This window comes from Streptomyces tibetensis, assembly GCF_040647715.1.
GTDB classification, from domain to species: domain Bacteria; phylum Actinomycetota; class Actinomycetes; order Streptomycetales; family Streptomycetaceae; genus Streptomyces; species Streptomyces tibetensis_A.
Genome location: NZ_JBEZCR010000007.1, coordinates 233,082 through 251,993, shown reverse-complemented (window position 1 = coordinate 251,993; position 18,912 = coordinate 233,082). Strand labels below are relative to the sequence as shown.

21 protein-coding genes are annotated in these 18,912 nt (G+C 68.7%); 11 read left to right on the top strand and 10 right to left on the bottom strand.

The window, feature by feature from the left end; genetic code table 11:
- Positions 1-154 precede the first annotated feature (154 nt).
- Positions 155-472: a cupin domain-containing protein gene (locus tag AB0B29_RS20555; RefSeq protein ID WP_344460577.1), complete on the bottom strand. Its 318-nt coding sequence runs from the start codon at positions 470-472 to the stop codon at positions 155-157.
- Between the two features lie 60 nt (positions 473-532).
- Here AB0B29_RS20555 and AB0B29_RS20550 point away from each other — a divergent pair, with 60 nt between their 5' ends.
- The 5 genes from AB0B29_RS20550 (at position 533) to AB0B29_RS20530 (ending at position 4,342) form a co-directional block, all read left to right on the top strand.
- The gene (locus AB0B29_RS20550; RefSeq protein WP_344460579.1) at positions 533-910 is read left to right on the top strand and encodes a phage holin family protein; all 378 of its coding nucleotides are present in this window, start codon (positions 533-535) and stop codon (positions 908-910) included.
- Between the two features lie 6 nt (positions 911-916).
- Positions 917-1,408 (top strand): low molecular weight protein-tyrosine-phosphatase, encoded by a 492-nt coding sequence (locus AB0B29_RS20545; RefSeq protein WP_362241571.1) that lies wholly within the window; start codon positions 917-919, stop codon positions 1,406-1,408.
- Positions 1,405-2,628 (top strand): cystathionine gamma-lyase, encoded by a 1,224-nt coding sequence (locus AB0B29_RS20540; protein WP_362241568.1) that lies wholly within the window; start codon positions 1,405-1,407, stop codon positions 2,626-2,628. Before AB0B29_RS20545 ends, AB0B29_RS20540 begins: the two co-directional genes overlap by 4 nt.
- A gap of 194 nt (positions 2,629-2,822) precedes the next feature.
- Positions 2,823-3,728: a LysR family transcriptional regulator gene (locus AB0B29_RS20535; RefSeq protein ID WP_362241566.1), complete on the top strand. Its 906-nt coding sequence runs from the start codon at positions 2,823-2,825 to the stop codon at positions 3,726-3,728.
- Between the two features lie 131 nt (positions 3,729-3,859).
- Positions 3,860-4,342, top strand: a complete 483-nt coding sequence (locus tag AB0B29_RS20530; RefSeq protein ID WP_033309872.1) for an NUDIX domain-containing protein — start codon at positions 3,860-3,862, stop codon at positions 4,340-4,342.
- 8 nt (positions 4,343-4,350) lie between these two features.
- Here AB0B29_RS20530 and AB0B29_RS20525 read toward each other — a convergent pair whose 3' ends face one another.
- Positions 4,351-5,991 carry a globin domain-containing protein gene (locus tag AB0B29_RS20525; protein ID WP_436845865.1) on the bottom strand — a complete coding sequence of 547 codons (1,641 nt, stop codon included), beginning with the start codon at positions 5,989-5,991 and terminating at the stop codon, positions 4,351-4,353.
- A gap of 569 nt (positions 5,992-6,560) precedes the next feature.
- Between AB0B29_RS20525 and AB0B29_RS20520 the strand changes: the two genes are divergently transcribed.
- Positions 6,561-7,424, top strand: coding sequence for a GNAT family N-acetyltransferase (locus AB0B29_RS20520; RefSeq protein ID WP_362241559.1), 864 nt, complete (start codon positions 6,561-6,563; stop codon positions 7,422-7,424).
- Between the two features lie 68 nt (positions 7,425-7,492).
- On the opposite strand, the gene AB0B29_RS20515 is transcribed toward AB0B29_RS20520, so the two are convergent.
- Positions 7,493-7,915: a GlcG/HbpS family heme-binding protein gene (locus tag AB0B29_RS20515; RefSeq protein ID WP_362241557.1), complete on the bottom strand. Its 423-nt coding sequence runs from the start codon at positions 7,913-7,915 to the stop codon at positions 7,493-7,495.
- Positions 7,916-7,982: 67 nt separating this feature from the next.
- Positions 7,983-9,191 carry an MFS transporter gene (locus AB0B29_RS20510; protein WP_362241554.1) on the bottom strand — a complete coding sequence of 403 codons (1,209 nt, stop codon included), beginning with the start codon at positions 9,189-9,191 and terminating at the stop codon, positions 7,983-7,985.
- Between the two features lie 141 nt (positions 9,192-9,332).
- Here AB0B29_RS20510 and AB0B29_RS20505 point away from each other — a divergent pair, with 141 nt between their 5' ends.
- Positions 9,333-9,797, top strand: a complete 465-nt coding sequence (locus AB0B29_RS20505; RefSeq protein ID WP_362241551.1) for a MarR family winged helix-turn-helix transcriptional regulator — start codon at positions 9,333-9,335, stop codon at positions 9,795-9,797.
- Between the two features lie 105 nt (positions 9,798-9,902).
- Positions 9,903-10,355, top strand: coding sequence for a GNAT family N-acetyltransferase (locus AB0B29_RS20500; protein WP_362241549.1), 453 nt, complete (start codon positions 9,903-9,905; stop codon positions 10,353-10,355).
- Between the two features lie 57 nt (positions 10,356-10,412).
- Here the strand turns inward: AB0B29_RS20500 and AB0B29_RS20495 are convergent, their stop codons facing one another.
- Positions 10,413-11,798 carry a serine hydrolase domain-containing protein gene (locus AB0B29_RS20495; protein WP_362241546.1) on the bottom strand — a complete coding sequence of 462 codons (1,386 nt, stop codon included), beginning with the start codon at positions 11,796-11,798 and terminating at the stop codon, positions 10,413-10,415.
- Positions 11,799-11,882: 84 nt separating this feature from the next.
- On the bottom strand, positions 11,883-13,364 hold the full coding sequence (gene dnaB / locus AB0B29_RS20490; RefSeq protein WP_362241544.1) for a replicative DNA helicase: 1,482 nt from the start codon (positions 13,362-13,364) through the stop codon (positions 11,883-11,885).
- A 460-nt stretch (positions 13,365-13,824) separates the two neighbouring features.
- Between dnaB and AB0B29_RS20485 the strand changes: the two genes are divergently transcribed.
- Positions 13,825-15,162, top strand: a complete 1,338-nt coding sequence (locus AB0B29_RS20485) for an MATE family efflux transporter (protein WP_362241541.1) — start codon at positions 13,825-13,827, stop codon at positions 15,160-15,162.
- Positions 15,163-15,347: 185 nt separating this feature from the next.
- Here the strand turns inward: AB0B29_RS20485 and rplI are convergent, their stop codons facing one another.
- From rplI to rpsF, 4 genes are all read right to left on the bottom strand, one after another.
- A complete protein-coding gene (gene rplI, locus AB0B29_RS20480) occupies positions 15,348-15,794 on the bottom strand; it encodes a 50S ribosomal protein L9 (RefSeq protein ID WP_033309881.1) in 447 nt (148 codons plus the stop codon).
- 18 nt (positions 15,795-15,812) lie between these two features.
- On the bottom strand, positions 15,813-16,049 hold the full coding sequence (rpsR, locus tag AB0B29_RS20475; RefSeq protein ID WP_003949403.1) for a 30S ribosomal protein S18: 237 nt from the start codon (positions 16,047-16,049) through the stop codon (positions 15,813-15,815).
- A 45-nt stretch (positions 16,050-16,094) separates the two neighbouring features.
- Entirely contained in the window at positions 16,095-16,688 is a 594-nt protein-coding gene (locus tag AB0B29_RS20470; protein WP_362241538.1) for a single-stranded DNA-binding protein, read from the bottom strand.
- A gap of 71 nt (positions 16,689-16,759) precedes the next feature.
- The gene (gene rpsF / locus AB0B29_RS20465) at positions 16,760-17,050 is read right to left on the bottom strand and encodes a 30S ribosomal protein S6 (protein ID WP_030847098.1); all 291 of its coding nucleotides are present in this window, start codon (positions 17,048-17,050) and stop codon (positions 16,760-16,762) included.
- Positions 17,051-17,314: 264 nt separating this feature from the next.
- Here rpsF and AB0B29_RS20460 point away from each other — a divergent pair, with 264 nt between their 5' ends.
- Entirely contained in the window at positions 17,315-17,620 is a 306-nt protein-coding gene (locus AB0B29_RS20460; RefSeq protein ID WP_184909768.1) for a hypothetical protein, read from the top strand.
- A 168-nt stretch (positions 17,621-17,788) separates the two neighbouring features.
- Positions 17,789-18,910 (top strand): peptidoglycan bridge formation glycyltransferase FemX, encoded by a 1,122-nt coding sequence (gene femX, locus AB0B29_RS20455; RefSeq protein WP_031137685.1) that lies wholly within the window; start codon positions 17,789-17,791, stop codon positions 18,908-18,910.
- Positions 18,911-18,912 lie beyond the last annotated feature (2 nt).

Sequence of the window (18,912 nt, the reverse complement as noted above, 5' to 3'; positions counted from 1 at the left end):
TTACCTCTCCGCCCGTTCGAGTGCCGGGTCCTGTCGGTCCTGTCGGATCTCTGACGTCCTGCACTCGATGCTAGGTCCGCGAGGGGGTCGAACGGGTGCCTCGCATCCCTTGCCCTCCCCTGATCGACCCCTTAGGGAACCCTGAGACGCCGCGTCAGCTCTCGGGCGGAGAGAAGACCACCAGCACCCTCAGGTCCTCGGTGATGTGGTGGAACTTGTGGGCGACGCCCGCCGGCACGTAGATCACACTGCCGCGCGCCACCTGGGTGGTCTCCAGGCCGACGGTGATCGCGGCCCGGCCGCTCACAATGAAGTAGACCTCGTCCTGATTGTGCGGCTTCTGTGGATCCTGGTCGCCCGCGTCGAGGGCGTACAAGCCGACCGACATGTTCTGCTCCCGCAGAAACTGCAGGTAGGCGCCCTCGTTGGCGGCGCGCTCCGCCTCCAGTTCGTCCAGCCGGAATGCTTTCATCGCCTTGTCCGCCCCTGCCTCTTGTGCCCGTGTCCGATCAGGTCTGCCACGATCAGACACATGAAGAATTTCCTAGTCAAGACGATTGCGAACGCGGGCGCCCTGGCGGTCGCCGTATGGCTGCTCGACAAGATCACCCTGACCGGTGACAGCACGGGCAAGGAGTTCGCCACGCTGATCATCGTGGCGCTGCTCTTCGGCCTGGTGAACTTCCTGGTCAAGCCGGTGGTCAAGCTCCTCAGCCTGCCGTTGCTGATATTGACCCTCGGCCTGTTCACACTGGTCGTCAACGCGCTGATGCTGCTGCTCACCTCGTGGCTGGCGGACAAGCTCGACCTGAGCTTCCACGTGGACGGCTTCTGGACGGCCGTCGTGGGAGGCCTGATCATCTCGGTCGTCTCCTGGGCGCTGCACGTCATCCTGCCCGACGGGGACTGAGCGGACATGACGTACCGGGTCTGCTTCGTCTGCACGGGCAACATCTGCCGCTCGCCGATGGCGGAGATCGTGTTCCGCGCGCGGGTGGCCGAGGCCGGTCTCGACGAGCTGGTGGAGGTCGACAGCGCCGGTACGGGCGGCTGGCACGAGGGCGACGGCGCCGACCCGCGCACCGTGGCCGTCCTGGAGGACAACGGATATCCGGGCGCCCACACGGCCCGGCAGTTCCGGTCGTCGTGGTTCTCCCGCCTCGACCTCGTGATCGCCCTCGACTCCGGCCATCTCGGGGCCCTGCGCCGCCTCGCGCCCACCGAGCAGGACGCGGCGAAGGTACGGCTGCTCCGCTCCTACGATCCCGCCGCCGGCGACGACCTCGACGTACCGGACCCCTACTACGGGGGCATGGACGGCTTCGAGGAGTGCCTTGAGATGGTGGAGGCGGCGAGCACCGGTCTGCTCGCCGCAGTGCGCGAGGACGTGGAGGGACAGGCGGCATGAGTGATTCCGCGACGGGTGCCGGAAACGGCGGGGCGACTGCCGCAGCTGACGAGACGGGTGTCGCGGGCGGGCTGACGGGCACCGCGGGCCTGGCCGCGGACGCCGGTGACGGCACGCGTGCGGTGCGGGCCGGGCTGCCCGAGCCCGTCAAGCACGAGCCCACCCTGCCCGGCCCGGTGTTCGCGGCCCACTTTCATCTCCCCGGCGACCCGACGGGTCCCTACACCTACGGCCGCGACGAGAACCCGACGTGGACGCTGCTGGAACGCGCCGTCGGCGAGCTGGAAGCGCCCGGCCGGGACGACGCCGAGACGCTCGTCTTCGCATCCGGCATGGCGGCGATCTCGGCAGTGCTCTTCTCCCAGCTGCGCACCGGCGACGTGTGTGTCCTGCCCGACGACGGCTACCAGGCGCTGCCCCTGGTCCGCGCTCAACTGGAGGCCTACGGCATCGAGGTGCGCACGGCGCCCACCGGCGGGGACGCCCAGCTCGACGTCCTCGACGGTGCCCGGCTGCTGTGGATCGAGACCCCTTCCAATCCCGGGCTCGACGTATGCGACATCAGGCGCCTCGCCGACGCGGCACACGCGCGTGGGGCCCTGGTCGCCGTCGACAACACCCTCGCGACACCGCTGGGCCAGCGTCCGCTGGAGCTCGGGGCCGACTTCGCGGTGGCCAGCGGCACCAAGCAGCTCACCGGCCACGGCGATGTCCTCCTCGGTTATGTGGTGGGCCGGGACCCCGAGGCCATGGCTGCCGTACGCCGCTGGCGCAAGATCGTCGGTGCGATTCCCGGACCCATGGAGGCCTGGCTCGCGCACCGTTCGATCGCGACGCTCCAGATGCGGGTCGACCGGCAGAGCGCGACGGCCCTTGCGGTCGCGACGGCACTGCGCGAGCGGCCCGAAGTGGCAGGGCTGCGCTACCCGGGGCTGCCCGACGACCCCTCCCACGCGATCGCCGCGCGGCAGATGCGACGCTTCGGCTGCGTCGTGTCGTTCACGCTGCCCACGCGCGCGCATGCCGACCGGTTCCTCGACGCGCTGCGCCTCGTGGACGACGCGACGAGCTTCGGCGGGGTGCGGTCCACGGCCGAACGGCGTGGCCGCTGGGGCGGAGACGCGGTGCCGGAGGGCTTCATCCGGCTGTCGGTGGGCGCCGAGGACCCCGAGGACCTGGTGGCGGATGTGCTCCGTGCGCTGGACGAGTCGGCTGCCTGACCGCCCCCATGGACGGTCCGAGCCTCCCCCCTCGTGGCTCGGACCGTCCCCCGGTTCCGCGCGCAAGAACCGCGCGACCAAGGCTAGTTGACTCTCTGTCAGTGTCCAATCACAGTAGCGACAGAGACCTATCGACTTATTTATAGTTGGGCACGGCCGGGGCAGGGAGCAGGGGCCGAAGAGGGGAGTGCGCGGTGGATCTGGCCTTGCTGCGCACCTTCGTGACCGTGCACCGGGCCGGCTCCTTCACCCGCGCCGCCGCCCTGCTCGGCCTCTCCCAGCCTGCTGTCACCTCGCAGATACGGACGCTGGAACGGCAACTGGGCCGCCCTCTGTTCCTGCGGCAGGCCCGTGGCGTGACCCCGACGACCATCGGCGACGAACTCGCCCACAAGGCCGCGCCTCATCTCGACGCCTTGGTGGAGATCACCGAGACCGGCGTCGACGACGACTCCTCCTTACGGACGCTGCACCTCGCGGGACCTCCCGAGTTCACCGCCGAACGGGCCCTGCCCGCCCTCACGGAGCTGACCGGCGAGGACGGCCAGGGTTTCGCCCTGCGCGCCTCCTTCGGGACCGCCGAGGAAACACTGGAAGGGCTTTCCGCCGGGCACCATGATCTGGCCATCAGCACGGCCCAGCCGCGCGGCGCCCTGCTCACGGCGACTGCGCTCTGCGACGAGGAGCACGTTCTGGTAGCCGCCCCGCGTTGGTCCGAGCAGATCGGGTCCGGGCAGCCTGCCCGCGGGCCGGAACCGGCCCTCGACAAGGTGCCGGTGGTGGAGGTGCACGAGTCGCTGCCGTTCGTCTCCCGCTATTGGGCCTCCGTTTTCGACTCGCACCCGGCCGCCCCGGGCACCGTGATCGTCCCCGACCTTCGTGCGGTCCTGGCCTGCGTGGTCGTCGGCGCCGGCCTCGCGGTGCTGCCCCGCTATCTGTGCGCGGCCGCGTTGGAGCGAGGCGATGTCGTCGCGCTGCACGAGCCGGCGGTGCCGCCGCTGCGGACGTACTTCCTCGTGGTCCGGACCGGGACGCTCGCAATGCCCCATATCGCGCGGGCTCACGACTGGTTGCTGCGGTCCTCGGCCGACTGGTGCTGAGGTGCTCGCAGACGTGCTCCGGGGTGCACCGACGTGAGGGGCGGGCGCTCGCGGACGTGCCTCACTCTGGGAGCTCGACCGGTGACGTTTCGCGATGTTTCACGTGGAACCAGCCGGGCCACATTTCACTCATGACCGTCCGACCCGTGGTCAAGCGCACCGCCCGCGCCGTTCTGCTGGACGGTGCCGACCTGATCCTGATCAAGCGCACCAAGCCGGGTGTGGATCCCTACTGGCTCACCCCGGGTGGCGGGGTCGAGCCCAGCGACTCCACCGTCGTCGATGCCTTGCACCGCGAGGTGTACGAAGAGCTCGGCGCGAAGATCACCGATGTGGTGCCCTGCTTCGTGGACACCATGGAGCACATCGGAGAGGACGGCGGCGCGACCGGCGTGAAGGTGCAACACTTCTTCGTCTGCCGTCTGGAGTCCATGGACCCCTCCCTGCGCCACGGCCCCGAGGTGGACGAGCCGGTCGGCGAGTACGAGATCGTGCGCGTGCCCTTCACCCGGGTCGGAATCGCCTCCGTCCATCTCGTGCCGCTGTCGCTGCGCCACTACCTGGACGGCAACATCGAGGGCGTGCTTGCCATGCACGCGCCCGACCTGGGCTGAGACGCCGGTCAGCTTCCGGCCGCAACCAGTTCCTCGACGGAGTCGTGCCGTATGCGGTCCGCGGGGATACCGATGTCGCGCAGGGCGTCCACACCGCTGCGGATCATCCCGGGCGGGCCCGAGAGGTAGGCGTCGAACTGGTCCCACGGCCCGTAAGTGCGAATAGCGTCCGGCAGCTGCAGATGCGCCTGCTGGTCGATGATCGCGCGGACCGAGAGCCAGGGATGGCTCTGCTGGAGTCGGAGCATGGTGTCGATGTCGTACAGGTCGTGGTCGGTGCGGGCCCCGTAGAAGACCTCGACCGACCGGCGGTCCCCGTGCTCGGCGACATCCTCGACCAGGGCCTTGATGGGCGCTATGCCCGTGCCGCCGCCCAGACAGAGCAGGCCGTTGTCGGTGGTGTGATCGACGGTCATGGAACCCGCGGGCGGACCGAGCCGGATGATGTCGCCGGGGCGGGCGCGGTGCACCAGGGCGTTGGAGACCCAGCCGGCCGGTACGGCCTTGACGTGGAACGACAGCAGTCCGTCGGACCGGGGCGCCGACGCGAAGGAGTAGTGCCGCCAGATCCGCGGCCACCAAGGCGTCTCCACGCTCGTGTACTGCCCCGCGAGAAACGGGTACGGCTGGTCGGGCCGGACGGTGACCACCGCGACATCGGGCGTTCTCAGATCGTGCGTGACGATCTCGGCGTACCACCAGGCCGGAGCGCGTAGTTCGTCCGCGGCCGCGGCGTCGATCATGACCTGGGAGATCGTGGTGTAGGCCCGGATCCAGGCCGCCTCCATCTCCGCGTTCCACACTCCGGCGGCGTACTTGCTCAGCGCGCCGATGAGGCACTCGCCGACGGCGGGATAGTGCTCGGGCCGGGTCCCGTACTTGCGGTGGCCGCGGCCGAGTTTTTGCAGGTAGTCGACGAGGACGTCCTTGTTGTCGATGTGCTCGGCGGCCGTGAGCAGCGCTCTGAGGAGCCGGTCGCGCTGGGTGTCCATCGCGGCTGGGAACAGCGACCGCAGGTGGGGATGGCGGACGAAGAGCAGGGCGTAGAAGTACGAGGTGACCTTGTCGGCGACCGGCGCGACCTCGGCCATCGTGCGGCGGATGAGGAGGGCGTCAGGGGAGCCCTCTTCGACCGGCGGGGTGGCGGCCTGGCTCGAGGGTGGCGCCGGTGCGTGTTCCTGGGCAGGAACCCGCTGTTCGGGAAGAGTGTGGGGCGGGGCAACGGTGGAGGCGAAGGGCGTCGGGGTGAGCGCCGTGGGGGCGGGGCCCGGCGACGAGACGGTGGCGGGGCCGGACGCAGTGGCTGGTGATGGAGCGTGCTGTACGGACGGAGGGGCGGGCGTGGGTGTCGCGTCCGGATGTTCACGCCCTGGGTCGGGCTCATCCGCGCGTGGGCCGCCGGATGTCGAGCCGGGCGGTCCGGAGTGGGCATCCGCCGGTGTTTCCGGGACGGATCCGGGCCTGCCCACCGGGCGTATCGTGGCCGGTCGACGTGCTTCCGTAGTGCTGTCCGGTGTACCGGCGGCGTCGCTTTCCGGTGCAGTCGTCGGGTTCTTGCGGGGCGTGAACCAGTCGCCCCCGCCGCCAGAAGTGCCGTTGTCGGCCGACGTGGTGGTCGGAGCGTCCATGGTGTGCCTCGCCTCGAGCATCTTTCGGTCGGTCTGCGCACTTCCGAAGTCGGAAAGTGCCTGCTTCCCCCGTGGACGGTCTCGTTCCCATCCTTGTCGCGGCCAATGCGGCCACATTTAACCCGTATTTCGGCTCCGTACGGACAAGTAAGGCGAGAGTGTGACATTGGCCGCAGTGACTCTCATCGAGCTTCCCACCCGCCTGGCCGCTTCCGGCGTATACCCGGAAACGCCGGTCTTCGATCTCTCCGTCCCGTTAGGCTGCATTGCCCTGCGCTGCCCCGTACGGGACAGGGCGCCCCGTCCCGGATGCGAACCGGACTCGACCCTACCGGCCACTGCCGTGCACACAAGTCCCCCCTCCTCTCGTCACGAATGCGGGCACGAAGCGAATGGCCAAGTCGGTCAATCCTGAGGCCTGAAAGCCCCGTTCAGCGTCTAGCCCGGGCGTCCGGCGTTCTTACCTGTTTCACGTGAAACATCCGGCAGTGGCCCCGCTGCTTTCCGCTCGGCGACAAGTGGCCAAAAGCTCGTACGTCCCCGCTGAAACAGGTGGACGTCAGGGGCCCTCGTCGGACAGCCTGACCTGCGTGCCGACTCCTTCCCTTGCCTCCTTGCCCATCCGTCGTCTGACCCTCCACGATCAAGCCGCCTGCGCCGACTTGTCCGAGGACCGGGGGTGGCCACGGGAGGAGCACAAGTGGGGCTTCCTCCTCACGGCCGGGAAGGGCTACGGCATCGACGATCCCGAGGGCGGCCTGGTGAGCGCCTGTGTCGTCACCGAGTACGGACCGCAGGATCCTGCCCTCGCCGCGATCGGCATGGTCCTGGTCGCGAAACGGCATGCACGGCAAGGCATGGGACGCCGGCTGATGCGTCACGTCGTCTCGGCCATGGGCACCACGCCCCTCACCCTGCATGCGACGCCGAACGGCCGCCCCCTCTACGAGGAACTCGGCTTCAAGGCCACAGGACGGGCCGAAATGGTCCGCGGGCACTTCACCCCCGGTGAACCGGAGCCGGAGGTGACCACCCGCGCCGCGACCGCCGAGGACCTCACCGCGATCCTCCGTCTCGACGAGCAGGTGTTCGGGAGCGACCGCACCCACATCGTCACCCGGCTACCGGCCTTCGCCGACCAGTTGCGCGTGGCCGAGGACGACGGGCAGATCATCGGGTACGCGGCCGCCTGGCCCAACATGGACACCCATGTGGTCGGGCCGCTCATCGCGCGCGACACGTCGGTGGCCCAGGCTCTCATCGCCTCCCTGGCCGCCGGCACCGATCGCCCCCTGCGCACCGACATCGACGTGCGGCACGAGGAGCTCCTCGCGTGGGTGAAGGAGCGCGGCCTGCAATCCGTCGCCTTCAACTCGGTGATGGCGTACGGGATCGCCGAGTTGCCCGGCGACTGGAGCCGGCGGTTCGCGCCGGTCACGGTCGCGGCGGGCTGACGAACCTCGATACGAAGACGCCGGCTCCCCGGAAACGGGGGACCGGCGTCTAAGCGCTGCGGGACGGGTCAGGCGAGAGCCTCCACGGCGGCCGTGGCGAAGCCGTGGTCCTGATCCGGGGCACCGCCGCCCACGCCGATCGCGCCGATCAGCCGGCCGTCGCGGTGCACAGGCACGCCTCCGGCGATGAACAGCAGCGGCCGGTCGAGCGCTGTCGGCAGCGTGTGGAACAGGCCTCCGGGCTGCACCGCGTCCACCAGGTCGCCGGTGGGCGCGTTCAGCTGGAGGGCCGTGTAGGCCTTGCGGGTGCTGGTCTCGCCGGAGATCAACACGGCTCGGTCGTCACGCCGGAAGGCGAGCAGATGGCCTCCCGCGTCCAGGACGGTGACGCTGACGGTGACGCCTGCCGAGTCGGCGGCACGATGGGCGGCAGCCACGAGGGCATCGGCGTCCTGGGTGGTGAGGGGGGCGACTGCGGTGGTGGTGCTCATGAAGGGGTTCTCCTCGAACAGTGACGGTCGTTCCGGGAAGTGAGGCCGGTGGGGGTGGTTCCGTCGCTCAGTGGTGGACGGCAGCGCGCTGCTCGGCTGGAGCGGAGCCGGTGACGACGGTGGTGGTGCGGTCGGCGCGGCGCTCCAGGGCGGCCGAGACGAAAGCCAGGACCAGAGCACCGGCGGCCAGGGCGGCGCCGACCCAGTTGGGGGCGGTGTAGCCGAGGCCCGCCGCGATCACGAGCCCGCCCAGCCAGGCGGAGAGCGCGTTGCCGAGGTTGAAGGCGCCGATGTTGACGGCTGAGGCCAGGGTCGGGGCGCCGTGTGCCTGGTCGAGAACGCGCTTCTGCAGCGGCGGCACGGTGGCGAAGCCCAGGGCACCGATCAGGGCGACGGTGATCGCCGAGAGCAGCTTGTCGTGGGCGGTGAAGGTGAACAGGGCCAGGACGACGGCCAGAGCGGCCAGAGAGACGTACAGCATGGGCATCAGGGCGCGGTCGGCGAACCTGCCGCCGACGAGGTTGCCGCCGACCATGCCGAGGCCGAAGAGGACCAGCAGCCAGGTGACGGAGCCGTCGGCGAAGCCCGTGACGTGGGTCATCATCGGCGCGATGTAGGTGATGGCCGCGAAGACACCGCCGAAGCCCAGGACGGTCATGGCCATCGCGAGCAGGACCTGCACGTTCTTGAACGCGGCCAGCTCGTGCCGCAGTCGTACGCCCTCCGCCTTCGGCAGGTCGGGGACGAGCCGGGCGATGCCGACCAGGCCGATGACGCCGAGGGCGGCGACGATGCCGAAGGTCACCCGCCAGCCGACGGTCTGTCCGACGAGCGTGCCCAGCGGGACACCGACGACGTTGGCGACGGTCAGACCGGTGAACATCATCGCGATGGCTCCGGCCTTCTTGTCCGGGGCGACGAGGTCCGCCGCGACCACCGACCCGATGCCGAAGAAGGCGCCGTGGGCCAACGAGGCGATGATCCGGCCGGTCAGCATGACGAAGAAGACGGGGGCGAGTGCCGAGAGCAGGTTGCCCGCGATGAACAACCCCATCAGCAGCATCAGCATCCGCTTGCGGGAGATCCTGGTGCCGAGCACGGTCATCAGCGGGGCGCCGAACATGACGCCGAGCGCGTAGCCGGTCACCAGGTATCCGGCCGTGGGGATGGAGACCCCGTAGTCACCCGCGACCTCGGGCAGCAGGCCCATGATCACGAATTCGGTCGTACCGATCCCGAAGGCCCCGATCGCGAGGGCCAGAAGCGCGAGAGGCATGGAGGGTTACCTTCCCAGACGATTGCAGGAGCGCTTAGCGTGCGTCCACAATAGTTGCAGACGCGGGCTATATGCAAACGCCGTCAATTGCGGTTCTGCTCTATCCTGGGTGTCAGCCGCTCCGGGACGGAGGAAACGCCAATGACAGCGACGGACCCCGCGCTCACCGCTCTCGCCCAGAGCTGGTGCGCCCTCTCCTTGCTCCACGGAAGGATCGAGGCCAACATCGAGCGCGCCCTGCAGGCCGGGCACGACCTCAGCGCGCGCGAGTACTCCCTGCTGGACGTGCTCAGCCGGCAGCACGACGGTGACGGGGGCCATCTGCAGATGAAGCAGGTCGCCGACGCGGTCGTTCTCAGCCAGAGCGCCACCACGCGCCTGGTCACCCGGCTCGAAGACCGGGGGCTCCTGGAGCGCTACCTGTGCCCCACCGACCGCCGGGGCATCTACACCAACGTCACCGCGGCGGGCCTCGAGTTGCTGGAAGCGGCGCGTCCGACCAATGACGCCGCCCTGCGCGAGGCCCTCGACGAAGCGGCGAAGAACCCCGAGCTGGCACCGCTGGTCCGAGTCGTGCAGACGCTGAAGGCTCCGGTGCCCGCATAGGGCGCCCGAGCCCGGGCATGCTTCCGCCCGCCCACGCGCTGACGCTGTGCCGTCGCATGACCCATGTGGCCTCTGCGCACCGCCGACGATGCGTAAGGTGCGTCCATGGGAGATCTTGAAATACGGGCCGCCACCACCGACGACATCCCCGCGATCGTCGCCATGCTCGCGGACGACCCACTGGGCGCACAGCGCGAGTCGCCGGACGACCTCACCCCGTATCTGGCCGCGCTGGAGCGGCTCAGCACCGACCCGAACCAGCACCTGGTCGTGGCGGTCCGAGAGGGCAGGGTCGTCGGCACCCTCCAGCTCACGATCATTCCCGGTCTCTCCCGACGGGGTGCGACCCGGTCGATTATCGAAGGGGTGCGCATCCATGCGGACGAGCGAGGCAGCGGCCTGGGAACCCAGCTCATCGAGTGGGCGATAGAAGAATCCCGGAACGAGGGGTGCCAGTTGGTCCAGCTGACCTCGGACAAGACCCGCGCCGACGCCCACCGCTTCTACGAGCGGCTCGGATTCACGGCCTCCCACACGGGCTTCAAGCTCCAGCTGTGACCGAGATGCGTGGGCGTCCTGTTTCACGTGAAACAGGACGCCCACGCATCCCATGCGCTAACCGATTCCGCGCCACCCCTGGGGGTCGACACCACCCGGCACAGGAGCGCCCTCGTCGTACGGCTGACGCGTGAACATGAATGAGCCGAGGTCCAGGTGACTCACGGCCCCGTCCGGCCGCCGTACGGCCTTCAGGAGCTCGCCGGCGTAGTAGCCCTCCAGACCCGTCCAGGTGCCGTCGCCGTTCGCGCGGAACCGAGAGCGACGGCCTGCGCCGGTCAACGGCCCCAGCGAGAGGAGTCCGTCGGCCGCCAGTCGCAGAGCGAAGGCGTGTGTCCCCCAGTACCACTGCCCCGTCAGCTCCAGCAGCGACGGATCGACATCACGGAGCGGCTTCCACGGCGCGGGGATACGCGGCTCCGCCTCGGCGACGATACGGACCAGGTCGGCGGCAACGGGGAACAGCAGCGGACCTGACGTGGAGTTGGCCAGGGCGATCGCCGCCACATCGTCCTCGGCGCTGATCATGAGGCACGCGAGGAAGCCGGGCAGCGACCCGGTGTGGCCGACAAGGGACCGCCCGTTCCGTCGCCGGATCTCCATGCCCAGGCAGTAGGCGTAACCGCTCGCCACGTCCGCCGCCTCGTGGGGCGCGGCCGGCGCCCTCATCTCCCTCAGTGACCCGGCGCTCAGCACCCGCTCGTCGCCGTTGAGCAGGAAGGCCGCGAACCGCGCCAAGTCGCCTGTCGTCGACCAGAGTTGACCGGCCGGCGCCATGCGCCCCAGATCCTCGAGGGGCTCGGGAAGCATCACGTCGGCCCAGGGATGTACGGCCCAGCCACCCGCGTGGGGCGCCTGCGGCCGCACGCTCGTACGATGCAGCCCCAGAGGTTCGAGCACTTCACGCCGAAGGACGTCCTCCCAGGAAGCCCCGCGGAGCTTCTCGATGAGCGCGCCGAGCACGGCGTAGCCCGGATTCGAGTAGTGGAACCGGCGGCCCGGCGGAGTCAGCAGGGGGCGATCACCCAGTACGTCGGCCAGCTCGGGCCGCAGGGATCCGGGGCTCCGCTCCCACCACGGGCCCGGGGTCTCGGCCGCCAATCCGCCCGTGTGCGCGAGCAGTTCGGCGACGGTCACCTCCCCCACACCGGTGCCCGGCACATGCTTCTCGAGCGGATCGTTCAGGTCCAGAGCGCCCTCGTCGCGCAGCCGCAGTACGAGAACCGCGGTGAAGGTCTTGGTGATCGAACCGATCCGGTACTGCACGTTCTCGTCCGGTGTGTGCCCCTCCACCGAGGTCCGCGCGCCCGTCCACACCGTCGTACCGTCCCGCACGACGGCCGCGACGAGCGACGGAGCCCGCCCCTCGGCCTGCGCGACGGCGATCCGGTGCAACAGAGCCCGCCGGGTTCCGGGAAGCAACTCTCCGTGAGATGTCGTCATGGACCCAGTCCACCCGGCCGGACAGCCCCGCGTCGAGCACATCCGGCCGGTCCGTGAGACCTGGCGCACCCAGGCCTGGTCGGATCAGGTCTGGGCCATGTCCACGAAGCGTGAGTAGTGGCCCTGGAAGGCGACCGTGATCGTCGCCGTCGGGCCGTTTCGGTGCTTGCCCACGATGATGTCCGCCTCGCCCGCCCGCGGCGACTCCTTCTCGTACGCGTCCTCGCGGTGCAGAAGGATCACCATGTCGGCGTCCTGCTCGATGGAGCCCGACTCACGCAGGTCGGAGACCATCGGCTTCTTGTCCGTACGCTGCTCGGGACCACGGTTGAGCTGAGAGAGCGCGATCACCGGAACCTCCAGCTCCTTGGCCAGGAGCTTGAGGTTCCGGGACATGTCCGAGACCTCCTGCTGACGGCTCTCGGAGCGCTTGGAGCCCCCGGCCTGCATCAGTTGCAGATAGTCGATGATCACGAGCCTGATGTCGTTGCGCTGCTTCAGCCGACGGCACTTGGCGCGAATCTCCATCATCGACAGGTTCGGGGAGTCGTCGATGTAGAGCGGCGCGGAGGAGACCTCGGGCATCCGGCGCGCCAGACGCGTCCAGTCCTCGTCCGTCATGGTGCCGGAGCGCATGTGGTGAAGGGCGACGCGGGCCTCCGCGGACAGCAGACGCATCGCGATCTCGTTGCGCCCCATCTCCAGGGAGAAGATGACACTCGGAAGGTTGTGCTTGATCGACGCGGCCCGGGCGAAGTCCAGGGCCAGCGTCGACTTACCCATGGCGGGACGGGCAGCGATGACGATCATCTGCCCCGGGTGCAGACCGTTGGTGAGCGAGTCGAAGTCCGTGAACCCCGTCGGCACACCGGTCATCTCGCCGCTGCGCGAGCCGATCGCTTCGATCTCGTCGAGCGCGCCCTCCATGATGTCGCCGAGCGGGAGATAGTCCTCACTGGTGCGCTGCTCGGTGACCGCGTAGACCTCCGCCTGGGCGCGGTTGACGATCTCGTCGACGTCGTCGTCGGCCGCGTATCCCATCTGCGTGATGCGCGTACCGGCCTCGACCAGGCGGCGCAGGACGGCCCGCTCATGAACGATCTCCGCGTAGTACGCCGCGTTGGCCGCCGTGGGCACCGTCTGGACGAGGGTGTGCAGATAGGAGGCCCCGCCGACCTTGTTGATCTCGCCGCGCTTGGTCAGCTCGGCCGCGATCGTGATGGGGTCGGCGGGCTCGCCCTTGGCGTAGACGTCGAGGACGGCCTGGTAGATCGTCTCGTGGGCCGGCTTGTAGAAGTCGTGGCCCTTGAGGATCTCGACGACGTCGGCGATGGCGTCCTTGGACAGGAGCATGCCGCCGAGGACGGACTGCTCGGCGTCGATGTCCTGCGGCGGCACCCGCTCGAACGACGGGGCCGATCCACCGTCCCACGCCCCGTTGTCCCTGCCGCGCTCGTGCTGTTCGCCGCGGCCCCGGGCTCCGTCACCACGTCGGCGGGAAGCGGGCAGACGATCACTGGGACCGCTGTCGGCCCAAGGGTCGTCCAAGGGCTCGGAAATGCTCACCGAGCCACCTCCTCCCGTCCGCCGAAGCAGACCTAGCCGTGCCTCTCTTTTCTACGGCACGGCACTGACAAATGAGAGGCCCAACTCCGGTTGGTACGCGCCGGGTTTGTGGCGTTTTGCAAACCGGCGGACGGAGCGGGCGCCGGACTACCGTAGGCCTGTCGGCACCGTCAGCCAATCTGGTTATCCACAGGCCATGTGGACGACGGCCCAGATGCTGTGGAGAACTCCGCGAAACCTGTGCACGACGCGGTGGACAGGCCTGTGAACAAGCCGCGACTCTCAGCGCAGCAGGCATTCTGACCTGCGTCTTTGCCGTCCACGGGCTGTGCAGAAGAAAAACTTTCCCAAGCGGCCCAAGATCACCTCGAACAGTGCACAGCGGTGCGCACACCGAGGCGACAAGTAAGGGTCTCAAATCCTTTGCATCTCTTACCTGTGGACGATTAGATTGGTGCGCATGACACAGGCCCCAGCGCGCCACCCCTCCGGCCGGAGACAGCACGATCGAGAGATCATCGCGCTGGCCGTGCCGGCCTTCGGTGCTCTCGTCGCCGAGCCCCTCTTCCTCATGGCCGACACCGCCATAGTGGGCCACCTGGGCACGGCTCAACTCGCCGGTCTCGGCGTCGCCTCGGCCCTGCTGATGACCGCCGTCAGCGTCTTCGTCTTCCTGGCCTACGCCACAACAGCCGCGGTGGCCCGCCGTGTCGGCGCGGGCGACCTCCAAGCCGCCATCCGACAAGGCATGGACGGCATCTGGCTGGCTCTGCTCCTCGGCGCTGTTGTCGTCGCCGCCGCGCTGCCCACCGCACCCCACCTTGTGGACCTCTTCGGCGCTTCGGACGCGGCAACTCCCTACGCGATCACGTACTTGCGCATTTCCGTGCTCGGCATACCGGCCATGCTCGTCGTCCTGGCAGCGACAGGTGTCCTGCGCGGTCTGCAGGACACGAAAACCCCGCTCTACGTCGCCGTCGCGGGCTTCGTCGCCAACGGCATTCTCAATGTCGGGCTTGTCTACGGTGCCGAGCTGGGGATCGCCGGTTCCGCGTGGGGCACCGTCATCGCCCAGTGCGGCATGGCCGCGGTCTACCTCGTGGTGGTTCTGCGAGGGGCACGCAAACACGGCGCCTCGCTGCGCCCGGATGCCGCTGGGATCAGGGCCTCCGCACAAGCCGGTGTCCCCCTGCTGGTGCGCACCCTCTCGCTGCGGGCGGTCCTGATGATCGCCACGGCGGTCGCCGCCCGTCTCGGGGATGCCGACATCGCCGCCCACCAGATCATCCTCTCGCTGTGGAATCTGCTGGCCTTCGCCCTCGACGCCATCGCCATTGCGGGGCAGGCCATCATCGGGCGCTACCTCGGGGCTGGTGACACGCAGGGCGCACGGGAAGCATGCCGCCGCATGGTGGAGTGGGGAATCGCCGTCGGCGTCGTCCTCGGCATCCTGGTGGTTCTCGCCCGGCCCGCGTTTTTGCCCCTGTTCACCAGCGACTCGGCCGTCGAGGACGTGGCGCTGCCCGCCCTGATCATCGTCGCCCTCTCCCAGCCGATCTCCGGCATCGTCTTCATCCTGGACGGCGTGCTGATGGGCGCAGGCGACGGCCCCTACCTCGCCTGGGCGATGCTTCTCACCCTGGCGGTGTTCACGCCGACCGCTCTTCTGGTCCCGGTGTTGGGTGGTGGACTCACGGCCCTCTGGGCCACGATGACGCTGATGATGACTGTGCGGATGCTGACCCTGTGGCTTCGTACCCGCTCGGGCCGGTGGATCGTGGCGGGGGCGAGCCGCTGACCGTTTCACGTGAAACGGTGCCTGTTTCACGTGAAACACGGAGCGCTCCATAGAACGCGGTGTTTCACGTGAAACACGGAGACGCCCCGCAGGCCGGCATCCGACAAACCTGAGCCCAGCAGACACGAACGGGGCCGCACCCCTGAGGGTGCGGCCCCATCGCGTTTACTGCTTCAGCACGGCACTCAGGCCGCGACGACCTCGATGTTGACCTTGGCGGCAACCTCGGGGTGCAGACGCACGGACGTCTCGTGAGCGCCCAGCGTCTTGATCGGCGAGCCGAGCTCGATGCGGCGCTTGTCGACCTCGGGGCCACCGGAAGCCTTGATCGCGGAAGCGATGTCGGCCGGGGTGACGGAACCGAAGAGACGACCGGCGTCGCCGGAGCGCACGGCCAGACGGACCTTGACACCCTCGAGCTGGGCCTTCACAGCGTTGGCCTGCTCGATGGTCTGGATCTCGTGGATCTTGCGAGCACGACGGATCTGCTCGACGTCCTTCTCGCCACCCTTGGTCCAGCGGATAGCGAACTTCCGCGGGATCAGGTAGTTGCGAGCGTAACCGTCCTTGACGTCGACGACGTCGCCCGCGGCACCGAGGCCGGAGACCTCGTGGGTGAGGATGATCTTCATGAGTCGGTCACCCTTCCCTTATCGCGCGGTGGAGGTGTAGGGCAGCAGCGCCATCTCACGGCTGTTCTTCACGGCCGTGGCGACGTCACGCTGGTGCTGCGTGCAGTTGCCGGTCACGCGGCGGGCACGGATCTTGCCGCGGTCGGAAATGAACTTCCGCAGCATGTTCGTGTCCTTGTAGTCCACGTACGTGACCTTGTCCTTGCAGAATGCGCAGACCTTCTTCTTCGGCTTGCGCACAGGCGGCTTAGCCATGGTGTTTCTCCTGTGTGATCAAGAAGTGTGAGTGCGAACCCGCCCCTAGAAGGGGGGCTCGTCCGAGTAGCCGCCGCCACCGCCGCCGCCGGAGTTTCCACCCCAGCCGCCGCCACCGCCCTGGTTGCCACCGGCGGGAGCACCGGTCGCCCACGGGTCGTCGGCGGGAGCGCCACCACCCTGCTGGCCGCCACCGGGGCCGCCGCCCCAGCCGCCGCCACCCTGGGCGCCGCCACCGCCGCCGAAGCCACCCTGGCCACCCTGTCCACCGCGACCGCTGGTCTTGGTGACCTTGGCCGTGGCGTTGCGCAGGCTGGCGCCGACTTCCTCGACGTCCAGCTCGTAGACCGTGCGCTTGACACCCTCACGGTCCTCGTAGGACCGCTGCTTCAGCCGGCCCTGCACGATGACGCGCATGCCTCGCTGGAGCGACTCGGCGACGTTCTCCGCCGCCTGACGCCAGACCGAGCAGGTCAGGAACAGGCTCTCGCCGTCCTTCCACTCGTTCGTCTGGCGGTCGAAGGTGCGGGGGGTGGACGCGACACGGAACTTCGCGACCGCCGCACCGGAGGGGGTGAAGCGCAGCTCGGGGTCGTCGACAAGATTGCCGACGACCGTGATGACGGTCTCGCCTGCCATGGGGGAACCTCTCGGCGGGTTTGCTCTGGCTGCTTGCTACTCGAATCCCGGGATCAACTGAGCTGCGAAGCTCAGTGGGTCTCGGGACGGAGGACCTTGGTCCGGAGGACCGACTCGTTCAGGTTCATCTGGCGGTCGAGCTCCTTGACGACCGCAGGCTCGGCCTGCAGGTCGATGACCGAGTAGATGCCCTCGGGCTTCTTCTTGATCTCGTACGCGAGACGACGACGGCCCCAGGTGTCGACCTTCTCGACCTTTCCGCCGCCGTCACGGACGACAGAGAGGAAGTTCTCGATCAGCGGAGAGACAGCGCGCTCCTCGACCTCGGGGTCGAGGATGACCATCACCTCGTAGTGACGCATGTGGAACCCACCTCCTTTGGACTCAGCGGCCACGGTCGTTCCGTGGCAGGAGGGTTGTGATGCGTAGGCAACGGTATCGGCCACCACTGACAGTCGGGGGTTCTGACGAGAAGCCCCTGCCGTGGCATGGGCAGACACCGGTGCGGACGGTACAGAGTACCCGCATAGCGGCTTGCGGTTGAAATCCGGCCGTCAGGGCAGCCAATCTGTACACATCGGGTGTGTATGGCGCTACGATGCGCCGACTTTCGCAGGAGGTGCCCTATGGCACAGGCATTGCGACCCAACACCGCCGGCGGCCTCTTCGCCACGGACGGCAAGCCCCATCCCCTCCAGGACGCGCTGCTCGCGGTGACCCTGGTGCTGGGCCTCACCTCGTTCCTCTCGGCGATCATCGACGAGGACCTGCATCTGCTCAGCTCCTGGGCCGGTCTCGTGGGCATCCTCACGGGCGCGTACGGCCAGTGGATCTCGGAAACGACCCGGGAGCGCTTCGGCCTGATCCTCGGCTTGGGCGCATCGGGCGTCGGGTTCTTCCTGGGCATGGCGCACGGCGGCCTCATCGGCTGACGCCGGGACACCTCCTCATCCGAACACCGCGTCGCGCCCCGGCCGGCCTCGGGCCGGGGCGTAGGTCCCGTACGCCCAACCGGCGCGCTCCCACGGCGCAGTAGGCTTCGCGCGAGAGCCGGAGCCCCTGTACCCATGGGGACACACCAGCCCGAGGAGCGCCCCTAAATGAGCCTGACCCTGAGGACCATCAGTCGCGAGCAGCATCTGGCCTACATCCAGAGCCTGCCGTCGGCGAGCCACATGCAGGTCCCGGCCTGGGCTGACGTCAAGGCGGAGTGGCGCTCCGAGAACCTCGGCTGGTTCGACGACCGCACCGGCGAGATGGTCGGTGCCGGCCTGGTTCTCTACCGGCAGCTTCCCAAGATCAAGCGCTACCTCGCCTACCTGCCCGAGGGCCCGGTCATCAACTGGTTCGCGCCGAATCTGCAGGAATGGCTCGAACCGATGCTGGCGCACCTGAAGCAGCAGGGCGCGTTCTCGGTGAAGATGGGCCCGCCGGTGATCATCCGGCGCTGGGAGGCCCCCTCGATCAAGCAGGGCATCCAGAACCCGGACGTCAAGCGCCTCCGCGACATCGAGGCCGACCACATCGAGCCGCGCGCCTTCGAGGTGGCCGACAAGCTGCGCCGCATGGGCTGGCAGCAGGGCGAGGACGGCGGCGCCGGCTTCGGTGACGTCCAGCCCCGCTACGTGTACCAGGTGCCGCTGGCGAACCGCTCCCTGGAAGAGGTCCACAAGAACTTCAACCAGCTGTGGCGCCGCAACATCAAGAAGGCCGAGAAGGCCGGCGTCGAGGTCGTCCAGGGCGGTTACCAGGACCTCGAGGAATGGCAGCGGCTGTACGAGATCACCGCCGTGCGCGACCACTTCCGGCCGCGCCCCCTGTCGTACTTCCAGCGCATGTGGACGGCCCTCAACACCGAGGACCCCAACCGCATGCGGCTGTACTTCGCCCGCCACAACGGCGTGAACCTCTCGGCCGCGACGATGCTGATCGTCGGCGGGCACGTCTGGTACTCCTACGGCGCCTCCGACAACATCGGGCGTGAGGTCCGGCCCTCGAACGCGATGCAGTGGCGGATGCTGCGCGACGCCTACGCGCTCGGCGCCACCGTCTACGACCTGCGCGGCATCTCCGACTCGCTGGACGAGACCGACCACCTCTTCGGCCTGATCCAGTTCAAGGTGGGTACCGGCGGCCAGGCTGCCGAGTACCTCGGCGAGTGGGACTTCCCGCTGAACAAGCTGCTGCACAAGGCGCTCGACATCTACATGTCGCGCCGCTGATG